The organism is Flavobacterium muglaense, from assembly GCF_014305155.1.
Taxonomy (GTDB): Bacteria; Bacteroidota; Bacteroidia; order Flavobacteriales; family Flavobacteriaceae; genus Flavobacterium; species Flavobacterium muglaense.
The window spans coordinates 13714-33796 of record NZ_JACRUK010000044.1 but is presented as its reverse complement, the minus strand read 5'-3'; the positions used below and the strand labels follow the sequence as shown (position 1 = coordinate 33796).

Here is a 20083-nt window from a genome sequence, read left to right as displayed (position 1 = left end):
TTATGTTTTAGACTAGTATATTTTATTATATATCAGCGTATTAGAGATTAAGTTCTAATCCCTCATCGCCCACAAAAACTCCATTAGAAATAATGGAGTTTTTTTATGCCCAAAAAATAAAAAAAATACTCAAAGGTCACCACCCCTGAGTAATTCCGTTTTTAAGAACCTCCTCATATTTTTCTAGATCAAACCGATACAAGTTTGGCGCTTTATAAGCTACGTTAGATTTTTTCTCATCTAATTTCTCCAAGATTCCTATAGCCGTAATTTTTCGAAGAAAGTTTCTTCTATCCAAACTCTTCCCCAAAATGGTTTCATATAGTTTTTGCAACTCTGGAACCGTAAATTTCTCTGGAAGTAAATTATATCCCACTGGCACTTGATTCAACTCCATGCGAAGCGTTTCTAAAGCTTTGTCCAAAATTTCTTTGTGATCTATTATTAGATTAGGCACATCATTATGATCCACCCACTCTGCATAACCACTTTTTCCATCTGAAGCAGGAGCTGACTTAAAAAAGTCAACTAACGCATAGTAACCCACCGTAACAAAACGACTGGAATACCAAAGTCCTTCTTCTTCTGTAATACCATAAAAATCCAAAACTACCTTACTTAAATTAGCGCTATTCCTACCTACTCTACCAAAGGTTGAGAACTGCCTCAAAAAGATACCATCCAAACCAGTTCTATTGCGCAAGACCGTTGTAGCGGCCTGATCTATATCTTGATCAACCGGAACAAAACCACCTGGCAACGACCAGCTATCATCGTATCGCGTTTTCATCAATAAAACCTTCAGTTGGTTGTCGTGAAAACCAAAAATTACACAATCAATAGACAGACCAGGCTGGTACTTTTCTTTATTTTCTAAAACAGTTTTTATCATTTTGCTCTCCTACTACTAATCATATCGTTACATATTCTACTTGCGCAATTTAGTTTTTTATTTTAAACTAAAAATAAAAAAATTGCTACAATAAGACTTGCTGTAAGGACACCAAATAATTAAGCCTGATGATACAAAAAACACTATAAAAAAACAGGAAGATACTGCAAAAATAAAGGAGACAAAGAAAACCATTTTCTATAACGCAGATCGATACACCCAAACAAACGAGTCACTATTTATAAAAAACGGGAAACAAAACTATTAATATGTACAAAACCACGAAGATCTACATCTTGACTTTCTCAGTATTCAAAAGAAAAATAGATTTAGCAAATTCTTTTCCTAGATCAATATACCCAGTACTTTTATAGTGGTACCTATCCGTATAATCATAAGAGCTTGTGCTTCTGACAATTTTCACATGTGGTTCCTTGCTCGCAAATTTCTCTTGTGCGTATTGCACCAACTCACCAAAAGGCCAAACTTTACCATCTTGATCGTCGCCAGAATCGGATATTTTACCTATTACAATTGGCAAATTATTGTTTCGAAAACTAGCACGCATCAAATCCATTAACCTTTTTAAATTGAAATAATACTGATTAGCGATCGTCTCTGTTTTATCAGCATCACTTTCACCTTGCATCCACAGTATACCTGTTGGGATCAAAACATCCTCAATTCCATCACCGTTGATATCTTTTACAGCCATTGCATTATTAACAGTTTTAAGAAAATAGTCGTATTGATTCATTCCTTTTCCTCCTGTAAAATCTGGTTCCCAAGCACCAAAACTAGTTGTTCCTACACTATCAATAGAAGAGCCATTTCTCGCATATTTTATAAAAGCCAACTTTTCGTTTGGATACAATTCCTGCAACTTTTGAGCTAAAGAAAGCTCTATACCAAATCGATCTGAAAGTTTGTTTTCCTTTCCATCAGAAGAGAACCCAGTTCCATGCCCCGGCTTTAAAAAATCCCACTTACCCAAACCACCCTTATCATCATTATCGACAGTTGGATTACCTTGGTAAATAAAAACATTTTTGTTTATTTTATTTAGGTTTGCTGGCAACTCTTTCACATAGCCAAATCCTTCCATATTTGATTGACCTCCTAAATAAAACACTCTTATACTATCTTTTTTTGGTTGCGCGAAAAGCATAAAAGGCGCCACAATAAACCACACAATAGACTTCATACTATAAATCTTAAATAATTAAAAACGGAGCAAAACCAAGCTAACACACAATTAGAAGGCCAACACTAATTATCACTACTAATACACCAATGTTTGAATGGCATGGGCCGGAATAACCACAACTGATCGCTCTGCGCCTATAATTAAATTATAAGTCACTTTTTTATTTGTTTGGTTCATCACAACTGTGACCACTTTTCCGTCTACATTAAGAAATGAAGTACTTAACAAATCACTTCTGCTTACCGAGCTACTAACTCTTCTAGCATCTTTGCGAATAAATTTTGAAAAATGACCAATATAATAATAACTCGGCGTGTAAATTAAATCTCCAGTATCAGTATTAGCATGGATTGGGGCAAAACAAAAATTTCCCACATGATTTGGACCTCCATTCTGGTCTAAAAGAATATTCCAATCTGTCCAACCAACAGTTCCATTATTAAAATCATTAATCATAGACGTACCATATCGTTCTCCATTTGCCCAGAATTGATATTTTTGAGCATCAAATTTTTCTACACAACCTTCTGTAAACAATATGTTTTTCGATGGAAACGCCTCCTGCACTTTTCTAACATTTTCAAACATCGGACTACCACCTGACCAATTTTCATACCAGTGAAAACCTATTCCCCAAGCATATTTTGAAGCTTCTGGGTCAGAAAAAATAGTATTCGCTCTGTTCCCCATCAAATCCCGATTGTGATCCCAGACTACAATTTTCTTATCTCCTAAACCTTCTTTTTTAAGCGTCGGCCCTAAGAAATTTTTCAGAAAATCTCTTTCTGCTTCGGCGCTATAAATACAAGACTCCCAAACCTGAGTAGCCATGGGTTCATTTTGAATAGTAAGACCCCATATAGGCATACCTTCTTTTTCGTAAGCTTTTATAAATTTTACATAATAACTCGCCCAAGTTTGATAGAATTCTGGAAGCAAGACACCTCCTTTTAGCATATTATTAGTATTTTTCATGAATGCTGGCGGACTCCAAGGCGATGCATACAGCAGCAGACTTCCTCCCGCTGTTTTGATTGCCTCTTTAATCATTGGGATTCGGTATTGACGATCATGCTCAATACTAAAAGTTGTTAAGTCCTTATCCCCCTCTTTAATATAAGTATAGCTTCCGGTGCTAAAATCAGAACTGTGAATTGTAGTTCTTAACAACGAATAGCCAATACCTTTCTCTTTATCGTAGTAAGCATTCATTAACTCGTTTTGCTTGTCTTTTGGTAATTTTGCAAAAACCTCGGCACTAGCATCCGTAATAGCTCCACCAATTCCCATAAATTTCTGATACGTTTTATCAGGCGCCACAAAAACCGAAACTTCAACTTCTAATGGCTGCTTTGACGGAACAAAACTCAAAACATCTGTTTTAGTCAATCTTAAATTGGTACTATCTGCAGTAGTATATACCGCTATACTCTTGTTTTTTGTCAAAAATGAGTTCGATTCTACTACCTTTTTTTGCTGAGAAAAAGCAAAAGAAGAGATCATTAAGAGTGTTGCTATTGGAGTTATTTTCATAATTTTAAATTCAATTTTATTATTATATTTACCAAATATAGGTCCCCACAGAACCCGCCTCTAACGAAACGAGAAACCAATTGTCCTTGTCTTTGATATTAAATTTTTCGGCTGTATCACCATCATTTTCTACAATCAAAACTTTTTTCCCATCAGGAGTTTTAAAAGCAACATTCTGTAAATTCCCAATTAAGTTACTCGAAATTCGAACAGAACCAGCAGGCACAAACTTTGATGCATGAGCAATAATATAATACGCTACATTTCGCGTAAATCTATCACTGCTTTCAATAGTCAAAGCACCTTTACAGGTCGTACACCCACCCGCTGTGTTTGGTCCAAATGATGCATTGGTAGCCAAATTCCATTCTAAAGCAATTTTACTCCAATTGCGCATCGAGCCTATCACAACATTCTTGACATGCCATTTTAAATCCCCTTCAAAACTACCTGTATCAGATGTGTACTGTTCTGTAAAATACACATTCTTATTCGGATACGAATCATGCACTATTGATAAAGCACCGATGTCACCTGCATACAAATGAAATGCCGAACCATCAATAAACGGATATGCTCCTGCATCATTTAACAGCGCTAAGGGATATTCTGGTTTATCACAATTATGATCATAAGTAATGATTTTAGTTTTTAAATTGGCTAGTTGAAAAGCAGGCCCTAAATGATTTTTAATAAAATCGGCTTGTTGAGCTGCAGTCATCAAAAGACTAGGATTATTACCTGGGTGCAAAGGCTCATTTTGAGGAGTTACAGCATCGATTGTAATTCCTTCGGCTTTCATTTGCTGAATGTATTTTACAAAATACTGTGCATAAACCCCGTAATATTGCCCATTTAAGCTCCCTCCTACAAAACTGCTATTATCCTTCATCCAAATTGGTGGCGACCAAGGAGTAGCAATTATTTTAATAGCAGGATTGATTGCTAGTATTTCTTTTAACATCGGAATCACATCTCCCTTATTCGATGCTAAATTAAATTTCTCCAAATTTACATCTGTTTCACCTGTTGGCAAATCGTTGTATGAAAAAGGCATAGCGTCCAAATCGGAAGCACCAATACTAATTCGAACATAACTTACCGATATTTCATTTTGACCCGTACCAAATAATTCTTTCAATAACTCTTTTCGCTTTTGCGTATTTAACTGATTTATGACTTGAGCACTACCGCCCGTTAGCGTATAACCAAAACCGTCAATTGTTTGAAATATTTTAGAATCGTCAACTTCTATATTCGAAAAATCATTCGACACAGAACCAAAACCTAGGATAGAAGATTGCTTTTCAAGTTTCACACTCTCATTGCCTTTTGTCAACCAAAAATCCATTTGAGACGAAGCTCCACAGACCCCTGTTTCAGCCACTGTATTAGTAGTCGAGGAACAACTCCACAATACGATCAATACCGTAACAACACATAAATTCTTCATCATACTACGCATAATAGCTTTGTTTTCTCAATACAAAATACCTTGTAGATCAAAATACTTGTAATTTTCATGATTAAATACTTTTTATAAATTTAAATAAAATCCACCAACAAGAGCTAAAACTTAATTTCATTGTTCACGAAATCGCTCTTATTGATGGATTAAAGAATACTACTAGTATCCTGGATTTTGAACTAATTGACCATTAGCATCTAATTTATCTTGCGGAATAGGCCATAAAAGCCTATTTTGATTAATATTGCTTGCGAAAGGCAACACATTTCCGTTACCATCTTTTTGTTGCGATAACAATTCAATAGCTTTACCCATTCTTTTCAAATCAAACCAACGATCACCTTCGAAAGCCAACTCCATTAATCGTTCTTGAAGAATTGCATTTACTGCATCAGATTGCGTTGCAACAGTAATGGCTGCAATACCCACTCTTGCTCTTACTCTATTAACTTGAGTCATTGCCCCAGCCACATCTCCTGTGCTAGCCAAAGCTTCTGCTTTCAACAATAAGATATCGGCTAAACGAGCGATATAATAGTTTTGCTTCCCATCAGTATCTCTCATTTTGTATGCAAACGGATAATTTGTCGAAGACCAATAGGCATCAGACCAACCCACATTTTCTCTAGTAACAGTAGATGTTAATCTTTGCGTGTCTCCATTTGACGTAAAAGATTGAATTAAAGTATGAGAAGGCGCATTAAATTTCTTCCAATCTGTTCCTAAAAACATAAAAGTACTCCAAGCACCTATTGGACTACTCCATCCATCCCCATTTATTTCCCAAATAGACTCTGCATTTCCTTCGTGAGCACTATCAAAAAGATGATCAAATGTAGGTAAAAGCGTGTATCCACCACCGATAACCACATCGCAATACTGATTTACTTTTGTCCAATCAGGATTAGGCATTGTAGCATATACTTTTGCTAAAAGCGCATTAGCCGCCATCTTATTTGCTTTGAATTTATTAGATGCAGCAGGTGCTTTTTCAATAGCTACCTGACAGTCAGCTATAATTTGAGCATACACTTCATCAATTGGTTTTCTAGCGGGGAATAGCTCATTAAAGGCACTATCAAAATTAGCGCTTGAAATTGAAAAAATAGCTTCTTTAGCAATAGGACAGTCGCCCCATAACTGAACCGCTTGAAAATGATTTAGTGCTCTAATCAAAGATGCCTCACCTATCATTTCATTTTTTCGGGTTGTACTTAAATCCGTAGCTTGATCTACATAATTGATCACAATATTACAAGTATTAATATTATTGTAAAGGTCATTCCAATCGCCTTTCATTTGTGAATTTGTAGACAACATTTGATAGGTTTCATATTGAAAAATGGCAGGATTATCTGCACCCATATATGCATTGTCCGACTGACCATCTCCAATCAAGAAATAATCCAATTGCCAATACCCAGAACCAAAAGTACCATACACTGCGTTCATTCTCGATTCTGCAGCCGCAGCATCTTGTATCACTATACCATTATTAAGAGAAGTAGCTTCTTCTGTAATTGGTTCTGTATCCAAATAATTTGAGCAAGATGAGAAAAACAACACCATCAATGCTGTACAAATCTTAAAATAATTTTTAAATAATTTCATAACTATATCGTATTTATATTTTAGTATTAAAAATTGGCTTTTAGTCCAAAAATAAATGTTTTAACTTGAGGATATGTTCCTAAATCTATACCTTGACCAATACCCGAAGCATTGTTAAAAGCTCCAACTTCTGGGTCAAAACCTTTATAATTAGTAATTATATATAGGTTTTGTCCAGTTACATATAATTTTACAGCGTTTAATTTCAACTTCTCCAATTTAAATGTATAACCCAATGTAACTGCTTTTAATCGTACATAAGAACCGTCTTCTACAAATCGATCAGAGACATGCAAAGCGCTTGCCTCATTCGCTTTAGGAACATCCGTAACTTGACCTACTGTAGTCCATCTATTCAACACTTCCGTCGATTGATTGTTATAATTATTCATCAAAGTTAAATCCATTCTTGAAGCATTAAAAATAGCGCCACCTTGTGAACCCGTAATCAAAGCATCTAAACTGAATCCTTTATATTTAAAATCATTGCTAAAGCCAAAGGTGTAATTTGGATTAGGGTTTCCTATATTAGTTCTATCATTCGGCGTAATCACACCATCTTCATTGGTATCTTTATACAATAATTCTCCAGTTGCGGCATCTACTTTATCCACTTTATACCCGTAAAAACTGCCTAAAGAACTTCCTTCTGTCAATAGAATTACACTTTCACCAACCGACGTTAAATTTTGAAATGGTAATTTTTTAAGCAAACCCAATTGAACCACTTTGTTTGTATTGAAAGAAATATTAAAATTAGAATTCCATTTAAAATCACCTGTTAAGTTTACTGTATTAAATCCCAATTCCAATCCTTTGTTTTCTATCTCTCCAGCATTGTAGTAATACGGTTTTGAAAAACCCGGGAAGTAAATAATTTGAAGCAAGTCTTTAGTATTCTTTTTATAAATATCCGCTGTGAATTTAATTCTGTTTTTAAGCAAACCTAAATCTAGCCCCAAGTTGACATCAGTAGTTGTTTCCCATTTTAAATCCGGGTTCCCTATTTGATCCAATGTTGTAGTATTTGTCAAAGGATTAGTATAATTCAAATCAAAACTAGAATATGCTGGCAACCCAGATAGATTACCTGTTTTTCCCCAACCTCCTCTAAGTTTTAACTCGCTAATAGCGCTCACTTCTTTCAAGAAATCCTCATTAGAAACAATCCAAGCGGCAGAGACCGCCGGAAAAAAGCCCCATTTATTGTCAGCTGAAAGTTGCGAAGCTCCACTTTGTCTAAACACAGCATTGACAATGTATTTATTTTTTAAAGAGTAAGTTGCTCTACCAAAATAAGACAGACTTCTTACATCTGTTTCTCTATTTTCGAAAAATTGATTTTGGGCAATACTATAGTCGTAACTTCTTTGATCTACAGAAAAACCAGTTCCAGAATTCGCTTCTTTAGTATATTTATTACTTTGCATCGAAATACCCCCTAATAAATTTAAATCTGAGCTATCAAATTTCAATTGGTAATTTAAAGTATTTTCAAAATTTAAATTATTATTTCTATCAACTGTATTACTTCCTCTACCTTTAACAGAACTAGGATTATTATCACCATTTCTACCATACACATTACTAAATGGATCTACAAATTGAATATTATCTGACTTTGTAAAATCAAAAGAAACCATTGGTTTCCAAACCAAATTAGGCAAAATAGAAACATCAAAACTAATACTACTTAAATACCTATTAACAGCCGTTTTGTTTTGCCTTGACAATAATGAAACTGGATTTTCCCAACCAGACTGGTATGGATTTTCGGCATATTGCCCGTCTTTATAGCCGTCTTTATATGAGCCATCAGCATTTGTTTCTCTAACATTTAATTGCGCCCCCCAAGTAGGTAAGAAAGCAGGAGTTACTAAAGCACTCATAACGGCACCACCCTGCCCAACGCTATTATTATCACTAATATAAGAACCGTCTGATTGAATAATATTGAAACTCACATCCGTCTTCAACCAAGAAAGAAGATTAGCATTCACATTAATTTTTCCAGAAAAACGGTTGTATTTTGATGGATTTATGATTCCTTCAGTCACCTGATACCCTAAAGCACTATAGAATTTTACTTTTTCGGTTCCCCCAGCATAAGAGAAATTATAATTTTGATCAATACCCGTTCTCAAAATTTCGTCTTGCCAATTGGTATTTATCCCTGTGTACTTTACATCATTGGCAGTTGTCAAATAACTTGGATTAATTTCATTTACTAATGTTTTATAATCCGTTAAATTCAGTACATCTACATTACTAACTGCTTTTGAAAACCCTAAATAGGAACTAAATTGAAAATCATTAGTATTTGATTTTCCTTTTTTAGTTGTTATAATAACGACTCCAGACGATCCGTTAACTCCATAAATAGCGGTTGCAGTAGCATCTTTTAAAATAGACAAATCCACAATGTCTTCAGTATTTAAACCTGAAATATCTTTAGTCTGAATCCCGTCTACAACGTACAAAGGTGAATTTTCAGAATTGATAGAACTAAGCCCCCTGATCCTTACATCAAAACTAGCCCCTGGTTTTCCAGAAGTTTGAACTACGTTTACTCCTGCTGCATTTCCTTGTATTGCCTGAGCAACATTTAAAATAGGACGATCTTCAAATGCACCCGCTTTTATAGTAGCGATAGCATTTGTTACGTTTTTCTTTTTTTGAGTTCCATACCCAACATTAATAACAACCTCCTGCAGGGATTGTGACTCACTATGTAGACTTACATTAATAACCGTTCTCCCATTTATATTTTCCTTTACAGATGCATAGCCAATATAGCTAAAAACTAAAGTACCATTTGAGGCCGCTTTAATTTGGTATGCGCCATCCATATCAGAAGCGGTTGCTTTAGAACTACCCTTTGTTAAAATAGTTACTCCTGGAATCGGCAATCCGTTCTCGTCTATTACTTTTCCTTTAATGGAGACTTCTTGTGCTTGTCCATAAACTGCGAATAGAACAGACAAAAAACAAAAAATAAGTGATTTATTTAATTTCATTTTTCTAAAAATTTTGGTTAATTATTTGGTAATTTACTGCAATTATAAAACTATTTTCTTGAAATCAGTATCGAAAAAAAATTACAAAAACAATACAAAGCTAATTTTAGAACTTAACAAAAACCAAACAAATAAATCATAAAACACTATAAAACAATAACTTAAAAATAAAATAATGTTATAAACGAAAACGTTTTATTAAAATCCAAACCATACACAACTAAAAAACCAGTAAATTAGCTCTTGAAACCATTTTTACTAAAAAAAATCAATTAATTAGCCACCACGCGCAAAGCAAAAATAGATTTCCACAAACAAGTCAAATCAATACTTTTTGAATTTACTATGACCCACTTACAACTCAAAATATTAGCACTAATTCTATTTTCAACGTCTCTCATCGGTCAAGTAAAAAACATAGGGTTACCAGAAATAAAAAACTATAAAAAAACCGATTATAAGGGGGGGACACAGAACTGGAATATCGACCAAGATGAAAACGGAAATATCTATTTTGCCAACAACAATGGCTTATTTCAATTTGATGGTTCAACATGGCGCAAATACACTTTACCAAATGCGCCTGATACTCGAGCCATAAAAATTGACACTAATGGAACAATCTTTATTGGAGGATACAGCGAATTTGGATATTACAAACCAAACCAACAAGGCAAGCTACTATACACATCCTTATCAAAAAAAGTTAGTAAAAAGAAAGTGATTGATTTCATTTGGAAAATTCACATCTATAAAGACGAGGTTATTTTTCAATCTTTTGCTAACATCTACATTTACAAAAACAATCAATTAAAAATACTAGAAGCACCCAGTCGATTTCAATTTTCTTTTCAAGTAAAAAATCATCTTTATTTACAAGACGTTTCAACCGGACTAGTTGAATACAAAAATGGAAAATTAACCCCATTACCAGGCACCACCTTTTTCAACAGTAGCGAAATATGGGGCATGTTCTCATTACCAGATAACCAATTGCTTATCGCTACATTAAACAAAGGTCTTTTTGTGTACAACCAAGGTAAAATAACAACTTGGAACACCGATGCAAATGCTTTTATCAAAAAAAACAGTTCATTAGGAGGCGTGACCATCAAAGACAAGTTTATAGTTCTCAATTCGGTATTAAACGGAATTATCATTTGCGATAGCAACGGAAAAATAATTCAACATATCAACCGGAAGAAAGGACTTCAAAACAATACTGTGCTAACTTCGTTTATAGACCACAAAAACAATCTTTGGCTTGGCCTAGACGATGGAATTGCCTTTATCAACGAGAACTCACCTATCACCTATTTTGGATACAATTATGACCTCAGTACTGTTTATGCATCTATAGTCTTTAATGGAAACCTTTATGTTGCCACAAATCAAGGAGTATTTTTCAGTAAATGGCATCTACCTTTTAGAGAAGAAAGTTTTTCTTTACTAGAAAAAACAACCGGACAAGCTTGGAATATTCAAGTGATTGATGGGCAACTAATTTGCGGAAACAACAATGGCGCCATGCTCATTAACAACGATCAGTCCATTAAAGTACTTGACACAAAAGGATATTTCGGCTTTAAAAAAATTCCTAACAAACCCAATTTTATTATTGGCGCTAATTACAATGGATTTGCAATTTTTGAAAAAACATCAAAGGGACTAGAATACCGCAATCAAATTACAGGCTTCGAGAAACCTTCGAGCGCATTTGATATAGATGATTCGTATCTATGGTTAAAAAAAGATGATGTAATATATCAAATGACTCTTTCTGATGACTTAAAAAAATTCGATCTTATAAAAACCTATCCTAACATTTCAAAAATGACTAAAGGAATTGGTAGTATTCAAACCATCAACAATACAGTCTATTTTCAAACCAATAATGTTTTTTACAAATACTCTCAAGATCAAGATTTGTTTTATAAAGACAATAGAATGTCTCTTTTATTCAAAGATCTACCCAAAATTTACGCAACCACCCAAGATGCCTTAGGTAATATTTGGTACCTATTTAATGAATCTTTAGGTGTATTAGCTAAACAAAATGCAAGCCAATATAAAAACATTGTCACACCCTTCTCTAACTTAACGGGCAATTTAGTCAATAACTATTTATCGGTTAACGCTATCGACCCACAAAACATATTTATCGGTCAGACAAATGGATTAGCACATTACAACTCCAAACTCCCAAACAATTCAAGCTCTAAACCTATTGCTTTTATTCGAAGTATCTCATTTCCTGGTGACACATTAGTATATGGCAATGGTAAAACCACCTATACAAAAACAAAAGTTCCGTATACATCGAATCGAGTTAATTTTACATTTTCTTCTCCAAGTTATGAGCACATAGATAATATTGAATTTTCATATCAATTAGAAGGCTTCGATGACAAATGGAGCAACTGGTCTCCTATCACCATTAAAGAGTACACAAACTTACGGGAAGGACACTATACAATGAATCTTAAAGCAAGAAATAGCTATGGGATACAATCTGATGTTAAACAAGTAAACTTCACAATATCACCACCTTGGTACAGACATTTCATAGCCTATTTTTGTTATATTTTACTGATCATAGCAATAACATATTTTATTCGAAATAGAATTCAAAGAAAAATTCGAAAAAACAAATATTACGAAACAGTTGAACTGCGAAGACAATATCTAGAGAAAGAGACACAAATACAAAAAGCACAATTTGATCTAGAAAAAGAAATTGAAAGACTTAAAAATGACAACCTGCAAACCAAAATCCTTTCAAAAGACAAAGAACTGGTTATAAATACCTTACAGGTTGTTAAGAAAAACAAAGTATTGAACGGAATTATCCATAAACTAAAAGAAATTAATATAGAATCACTGGATGATTCGACCAAGTTTCAATTTAACAAACTAAATAAAAGCATTGTAAGAGAAGTAAATACAGATAAAAGCTGGAAGGATCTTGAAAAACACATCAAGAATGTTCACTTTGATTTCCTTAAAAGATTAAAAGAAAAACACCCAACCATCTCACCACGTGAACTAGATTTATCTACTTACTTACTAATGAATATGTCTACAAAAGAGATTGCTGAAATCATGAACATTTCTAATGGAGGCGTAGAAGTAGCACGTTATCGCTTACGCAAAAAATTTGAACTCCATAAAAAGGAAGACCTAACAGGATATTTGATGAGCATATAGCCACAACTAAAAAAAGCATATTACAGCTTATGTAATATGCTTTTTTATAATCAAAATAAGAATTTATTTATGTCAAAAACTCTAAAGATCGTTCTAAAGCCATTCCTCTAGACCCCTTTATCAAAAGCGTACTATTTTTAATCAAAGTTGCTTTGAGATGATTTGAAAAATCTTCAAATGTATTGAAGAACGAAAAGTGATCCTTAACAATGCCTACTTGATAAAAAGCAGCACCTACAAAATAACATTGCACATCTTTCTCAAGAGCAACTGACTCCACTAAGGCTTTGTGCTCCTGTACACTTTCCTCTCCTAACTCAAACATATCTCCCAAAATCATAATTTTGTTATCCTTTTCCAACTGTAAAAAATTAGAAATAGCGACGGCCATACTGCTTGGATTAGCATTATATGCATCCAGAATAATTTCATTACTCCCTTTTGTTAAAAGCTGTGATCTATTATTCTCTGGAACATATCCTTCTAAAGCTTCTTTAATCAAAGCCGTGTCTACTTCAAAATATCGCCCTATGGTCAAAGCTGCATTTAAATTATTGGCATTATACAAACCAATTAAATGCGACTTGATAGCAACATCTCCATAAATAGTTTCAACTAATGGATTTGCTTTTACACCAGTTATATTCACCGATGCAGTCAAATTATTAATTCCGAACGAATATGTTTTTAAATCCTTGGTTTTTTCAACCTGGATTGGATCATCGTGATTCACAAATGCTAATTTATCATTTTTAGACAAGTATTGATACATTTCACTTTTGCCTTCTATCACACCTTGTACACCGCCAAAACCCTCTAAATGCGCTTTTCCAAAATTAGTAATATAGCCAAAATCTGGCGTAGCTAACTCACAGAGAAAAGCTATTTCTTTTTTATGATTGGCTCCCATTTCTACAATACCAATTTCCGTTTCTGAATTGAACGACAACAAAGTCAACGGCACACCAATATGATTATTATAGTTCCCTACAGTAGCCTTTGTATTGTATTTTTTTGCCAGTACTACATGGATCAATTCCTTCGTGGTTGTTTTACCATTACTACCCGTAAGAGCTATTATAGGAAGCTTCAAATAATTTCTATGGTATTTTGCTAATTCCTGCAAAGCTTCTAAACTGTCATTCACAACAATGGTGCGCTCATCTATAAAATACGATTGATCATCAATAATCACATACGAAGCTCCTTTACTCAAAGCTTCGTTAGCAAATGTATTGGCGTCAAATCGCTCTCCTTTAATAGCGACAAACAAAGAATCAGCTTCAATTTTTCGTGTATCAATTGAAACCGAACTGCATTTTAAAAATAAACTATGAATGTATTTGATATCCATATAATAAAATTTAGACAAAATAAAAGCCCTAATGAAAGGGCTTATATTTATATAATTGTGTGTGAAAATTAATTTCTTGCTGATTTTTTTCTGTCAGACTTTGGACCTACTCTAGACATTGCACATCTAAATCCGATGTAATCTGTAGCCATATCTTGTGGAAAATATCTTCTTTGAGCTGGATCTAACCAATATGCTCTATCTCTCCAAGAACCCCCTTTGTAAACTCTAACTTCGTCGTTTATCAATGTTGTTCTTTTACTTGAGTTATCATATTTCCTAACCATCAATCCTAAACTGTCTGTAGTTACATTATGCTTAGGTGAGTTGTACATTTTTTTAGCATCTTTTTGACTTTGAGAATCTGAATCCGAAGAACCAAAGTTATAAAAACGAGAAGATTGTTTGTCTCCATCTCTATAGTTGATGTTATCACTTTTATCAAAATTCTGTCTCAAGTATGTTTCTTTCTCATCAACTGGAACCTGAGCTATTTGACCTGGATAACTTCTCACGATAATTTTTCCATTGCTCAAAGTATCTCTTTTCATAGTTGCAAGTGTTACGATCTCTACTTTACCATCTTCACCAATTTTATTTTTAGTGTATCTGTTTCCTCTAAAGTAGTTAAAGTCATTCGCTTCATTGTCAATCATAGGTCTGTATACATCGGCAACCCATTCTGCCACGTTTCCAGCCATATCATATAAACCAAAGTCGTTTGCAGGATATTTTTTAACTGCGTTTGTAATATCAGCTCCGTCATCAGACCAACCTGCTATACCACCGTAATCTCCATTACCTTGTTTAAAGTTAGCCAATTGATCTCCTTTGTTTTGTCTTTTACCCGAGCGAGTATAAGTACCTGACCAAGGATATTTCTTTTGCCCTTTATATGTATTGTATTCTCTTTGTCCCACATCAGCTGCAGCAGCATATTCCCATTCTGCCTCCGTAGGAAGTCTGTATTCTGGTAAAAGGATTCCTGATGAACGTTGTACATAGACATTTTTAGCCTCTGCAACCGTACCATCTTTTCCTGCCTTAGGACTTTTTCTAGCACCTTTTCCACCTTTTAAAACAATCTCTTCATTCCCACCATAAGTCATAGTTGGAGCTTTAAGATAGGTTTCAGTACTAAAAGTAGCCTCTGCACTAACATCGTCTGTTTTTGCATTTTTCTTCAAGTAACCATTTTTTTCTAAAATAGCTTCGTTTACACGATCAGTTCTCCATTTACTAAACTCATTAGCTTGAATCCAGTTCACACCTACTACAGGGTAATTAGCATAAGATGGATGTCTTAAATAGTTATTAGTCATAGTTTCATTATAACCTAATCTATTTCTCCAAACTAAAGTATCAGGTGAAGCACCTTCATATATATGTTTGTAGTTTTCATCAGACGGCGGAAAAACACTTTTCAACCAATCTAAATATTCTAAATACATAAAGTTTGTAACCTCTGTTTCATCCATGTAAAAAGATTGAACGTGCTGCTGTGTTGGAGTATTATTCCAATCATGCATTACATCATCCTCTACTTTTCCCATTGTAAATGTACCACCTTCAACAAAAACCAAACCTGGTCCTGCTTCTTGCTTTTTATTACTAAGGGCTTTTTTACTATCTACATTCCAACCGGTAGCGCGTGATGCACCTTTCGAACTCGATTTTTTACTACAACTAGCAAAACCTACGATCATTATCAATGATAACATCAATCGAAATGCCATAATTTTGTTTACTTTCATACTCATTTAAAGGTAATAATTTAACTGACTCAATATAAATGCCTAAAACTAACCTACACTCCCTTTTTACTTCAAAAAATGTTACGCAAATTAACCTAATCACACCATATACTGAAAACTAACGCAAATTTATACTTTTTATTATTTACTTTAACACTAAAAGACATATTTTTACTTTTTTCAATAAATTTATTACTAATCCAAATTAAAAAATAATGCAAAAGCTACATTTTGTAATTTTTTTCTTTATTTCTTTCTTTTCCTTTTCTCAAACCACGATCAACATTGAATGGTTCGAGAAAACAGAAATGCATTTTGGAAATTCAACTGTACAAACCCCACATTTCAATGGCAATAGCTTCCATTACAATTTAGAAACAAACGCCATTACTTACACATTTCAACTAGAAACGGCTAAAAACTACAGTAAAAATGACATCCAAATCACCAACGTTATCTTTGAACCCATTTCAACAGAACAACTAGGCGACCTTAACCTTGATAACATCCCAACAACTATTGCGTTTACAATTCAGAACGCAAATTCGAGAGACAACTTACAGTCATTCATATCATTATCCCCAATCATCAAAGACTTCACTGGTTATAAAAAAATCAAGTCTTTTAGTTACTACATTACTGCTTCGACAGCTAGAATCGATAATTATTACAAAACGACAGCAGCTATAACCAATTCGGTTTTAGCAACCGCAGACTGGTACCGCTTTTACGTAGAAAAATCAGGAGTCTACAAAATCTCAAAAAGCTTTTTACAAGAATTAGGCCTTTCCCTTTCTGGAGTAAATCCAAAAAAAATAAAACTATACGGTAATGGAGGCCGAATGTTACCCTTGGCAAACAGCATCAATTATCCCATAGATTTAACCGAAAACGCCATACAAGTAATAGGAGAGAACGACGGTACATTTGACAATGAAGACTACATCCTTTTTTATGCTGAAGGCACTGACACTTGGAATGAAGAAAGCCAGACCAACTCTAACTTATACGATTCCAAATCATATTACTACATCACCATCTCCAGCAATGATGGAAAACGAATAAACAAAGCCATTCAACCTACTGGAAGCCCAACCTTAACTTTAACCACTTTTGACGACTATAAATATTACGAAAAAGACCTAACAAATATAGCTAAACTAGGACGCCAGTGGTTTGGCGAATCTTTTGACATCAATCAAGAACAAGAATTTGACTTTAATTTTCCAAATGCCGATCTCACCAGTGCTATGACTCTAAAAGTTGTAGCCGCATCAGCTGCCTTCACTCCTACATCATTCCAAATAAGCAGCAACGGACAAACTGCTGGTTCAATTTCCTTTCCTGCATTGAGCACCAACTCTAGCACGCAATTCTATGTTGGAAAACTACCTGCCTCAACAACCATAACAGCTGCCGAAAATGTAAAAATAAAATTAAACTACAACAACAACGGCGTACCAGGATCCAAAGGCTACTTAGACTATATTAGCCTTTCGGCAAAAAGAAAACTACAGGGCTACGGAAAACAATTTAGCTTCCAATACAACTTAGCAGGATCACAAATCGGCATTATAAACTACACCATTTCAGCTGCGACTGCAATCACACAAATATGGGACATAACAGACCTTTACACTATAACAACTTTTGAAACCACAAATCAATCACAATATTCATTTAAAGCTAACTTGGGTGAGATTCGAAAATACATTGCCATTGATCCACAAGACTACTATACACCACAAAAAGATACGCGATCAAAAATCACAAATCAAAACATAAAAGGAACCATATTCAACTCCTCAAGTAGCAGCTTTCAAGATATCGATTACGTCATTATATGCCCTACTAACTTAAAAATACAAGCCGACAAACTAGCTGACTTTCACAAAAATAATTCAAATCTAAACGTCAAAGTATTAACTCTTGAGACGATTTATCAAGAATTTTCATCAGGCAAGCAAGATATAGCAGCCATACGTAATTGTATCAAATACATTTATGACAATGCTTCGTCTACTGACAAAAGGCTGAAATATGTCAACCTTTTCGGTGACGCGTCCTACGACTATAAAGACCGAATCAGCAACAACTCGAATATTGTTCCCATCTATCACGCACTCAACAGCAATTCAATAGGAGAATCCTCATTTGCCTCCGATGATTTTTACGGATTAATGGATACCAATGAAGGAAATGTGATTAACTTTTTTGGAGGAATAGATATCGCGATAGGCCGCATGTTGATAAACAATAGCAAACAGGCCGAAGAAATGGTCAACAAAGTAATTGAATACCACGATACACAATCGTACGGAAACTGGAGAAACAACTTCGTTCTACTTTGCGATGATTCTGATCAAGTTTCAGATGCTAGTTTACAAAGCAGACAAAACACCTTGGCAGATAAAATCACAACCGAGAAACCATTTTTCAATGTCAATAAAATATATTTAGATTCTTACACACAAGAAGCATCTGCAGGAGGCTTTAGATATCCAAAAGCTAGAACTGAGTTTTTTAACGCTTTTGAAAAAGGAGCTTTAATATTCAATTATCTAGGACACGGAGGTGAAGACGGACTTTCGGCAGAACGCATTTGGGAAAAATCGGATGGGCAAAATCTAAAAAACCAATACAAATACCCCTTATTCATCACTATCACTTGCGATTTCTCTCGATTTGACAACCCCACAAGACCTACCGCAGGAGAATACACCTACTGGAATCCGCAAGGAGGAGCAATAGCTATGATCACTACCATTAGAGAAATCGGACAATTTAGCGCCGAAAACTTCAATGACACCTTATCCGAAAAATTATTGTCTTACGGTTCAAATCAATACAACTCTATAGCAGAAGCATTGCGAATTTCTAAAAACAGCAATCCAAACTCTTCTACAAATGTTGTATTTTACATAGGTGACCCCGCACTCATGCTTGCCATACCAAAGCCAAGAGTAAATTTAACCAAAATCAACGATGTTGCCATCTCCCAACCAACAGATGCTTTTAAAGCTTTAGTACACATGAAAATTACAGGTGAAATCACAGATGAAAACAACACCTTACTATCCAATTATAATGGAGAAATAGCATCGGTTATATTCGACAAAAATATCCTGAGAACCACTTTAAACAATGATGGCAATAGCCCTAGTATAAATTTTAACACCTTAGGAGAAACCATTTTTAGAGGTAATGCTTCTGTAAAGAATGGTGTTTTCGAATTTAGCTTTGTTGTCCCTCGAGACATCCGAATCCCGTTGGACAATGGTAAGATCAGTTTTTATTCGAAAAAGAATCAAAGCTTAGAAAACCAATCAGGATACAATTCGACTATAAAAATTGGAGGAATAAACGAAAATGCCACCGAAGACAATATTAGCCCGAAAGTTAAGTTATATATGAATGACGAGACGTTTGTCTCAGGAGGAATAACAAACTCGTCACCCTATTTATTGGCACTATTAGAAGACGAAAACGGTATAAACACAGCAAGCGGAATAGGACATGACATTATAGCAATATTAGACGGAAACACCAGTGATCCATACATATTAAACGATTATTATCAAACTAATATAGACGACTTCACAAAGGGTAGCGTGCGTTTCCCATTACGAGATATCGCTCCGGGATTACACACCATAACATTTAAAGCTTGGGATGTTTACAATAACCCAACAACAATAGAAATTCAGTTTTTAGTCGTTGGAGATGATACAATAACACTGACACATGTACTCAATTACCCTAATCCATTTGTCAATTATACCGAATTTTGGTTTACACACAACAGACCATTTGAGCTACTGACTGTTCAAATTCAAGTTTTCACCATTACAGGCAAAGTGGTTTGGACCAAAAATCAAAATGTTACAACTGAGGGCTTTTTATCAAAAGACATTACTTGGGACGGTCGGGATGATTTTGGAAACAAAATAGGGAAAGGAGTTTATATGTACAAACTGACTGTAAAATCAAACAGTTCGAATAAAAAAGCCGAAAAGATTGAAAAACTTGTTATACTTTAA

10 protein-coding genes are annotated in these 20083 nt (G+C 34.5%); 2 read left to right on the top strand and 8 right to left on the bottom strand.

The window, feature by feature from the left end:
* Positions 1-136: 136 nt before the first annotated feature.
* The 6 genes from H8R24_RS14340 to H8R24_RS14315 all read right to left on the bottom strand — a co-directional run bounded on the left by H8R24_RS14340 (position 137) and on the right by H8R24_RS14315 (position 9728).
* A complete protein-coding gene (locus H8R24_RS14340; RefSeq protein ID WP_187020266.1) occupies positions 137-892 on the bottom strand; it encodes an NUDIX hydrolase in 756 nt (251 codons plus the stop codon).
* A 289-nt stretch (positions 893-1181) separates the two neighbouring features.
* Complete coding sequence (locus tag H8R24_RS14335) at positions 1182-2096, bottom strand: sialate O-acetylesterase (protein ID WP_187020264.1); 915 nt, start codon at positions 2094-2096, stop codon at positions 1182-1184.
* Between the two features lie 78 nt (positions 2097-2174).
* On the bottom strand, positions 2175-3632 hold the full coding sequence (locus tag H8R24_RS14330; protein ID WP_187020262.1) for a glycoside hydrolase family 30 protein: 1458 nt from the start codon (positions 3630-3632) through the stop codon (positions 2175-2177).
* A 28-nt stretch (positions 3633-3660) separates the two neighbouring features.
* Positions 3661-5088 carry a glycoside hydrolase family 30 protein gene (locus tag H8R24_RS14325; RefSeq protein ID WP_317172587.1) on the bottom strand — a complete coding sequence of 476 codons (1428 nt, stop codon included), beginning with the start codon at positions 5086-5088 and terminating at the stop codon, positions 3661-3663.
* A gap of 171 nt (positions 5089-5259) precedes the next feature.
* A complete protein-coding gene (locus H8R24_RS14320) occupies positions 5260-6711 on the bottom strand; it encodes a RagB/SusD family nutrient uptake outer membrane protein (protein WP_225876827.1) in 1452 nt (483 codons plus the stop codon).
* Positions 6712-6737: 26 nt separating this feature from the next.
* Positions 6738-9728: a SusC/RagA family TonB-linked outer membrane protein gene (locus H8R24_RS14315; protein ID WP_187020257.1), complete on the bottom strand. Its 2991-nt coding sequence runs from the start codon at positions 9726-9728 to the stop codon at positions 6738-6740.
* Between the two features lie 345 nt (positions 9729-10073).
* Here H8R24_RS14315 and H8R24_RS14310 point away from each other — a divergent pair, with 345 nt between their 5' ends.
* Positions 10074-12935, top strand: a complete 2862-nt coding sequence (locus H8R24_RS14310; RefSeq protein ID WP_187020255.1) for a helix-turn-helix and ligand-binding sensor domain-containing protein — start codon at positions 10074-10076, stop codon at positions 12933-12935.
* Positions 12936-13002: 67 nt separating this feature from the next.
* Here H8R24_RS14310 and H8R24_RS14305 read toward each other — a convergent pair whose 3' ends face one another.
* Together H8R24_RS14305 and gldJ are read right to left on the bottom strand one after the other, a co-directional pair.
* Positions 13003-14289, bottom strand: coding sequence for a UDP-N-acetylmuramoyl-tripeptide--D-alanyl-D-alanine ligase (locus tag H8R24_RS14305; protein WP_187020253.1), 1287 nt, complete (start codon positions 14287-14289; stop codon positions 13003-13005).
* A 68-nt stretch (positions 14290-14357) separates the two neighbouring features.
* On the bottom strand, positions 14358-16043 hold the full coding sequence (gldJ, locus tag H8R24_RS14300) for a gliding motility lipoprotein GldJ (RefSeq protein ID WP_187020250.1): 1686 nt from the start codon (positions 16041-16043) through the stop codon (positions 14358-14360).
* Between the two features lie 215 nt (positions 16044-16258).
* Here gldJ and porU point away from each other — a divergent pair, with 215 nt between their 5' ends.
* A complete protein-coding gene (gene porU, locus H8R24_RS14295) occupies positions 16259-20083 on the top strand; it encodes a type IX secretion system sortase PorU (RefSeq protein ID WP_187020248.1) in 3825 nt (1274 codons plus the stop codon).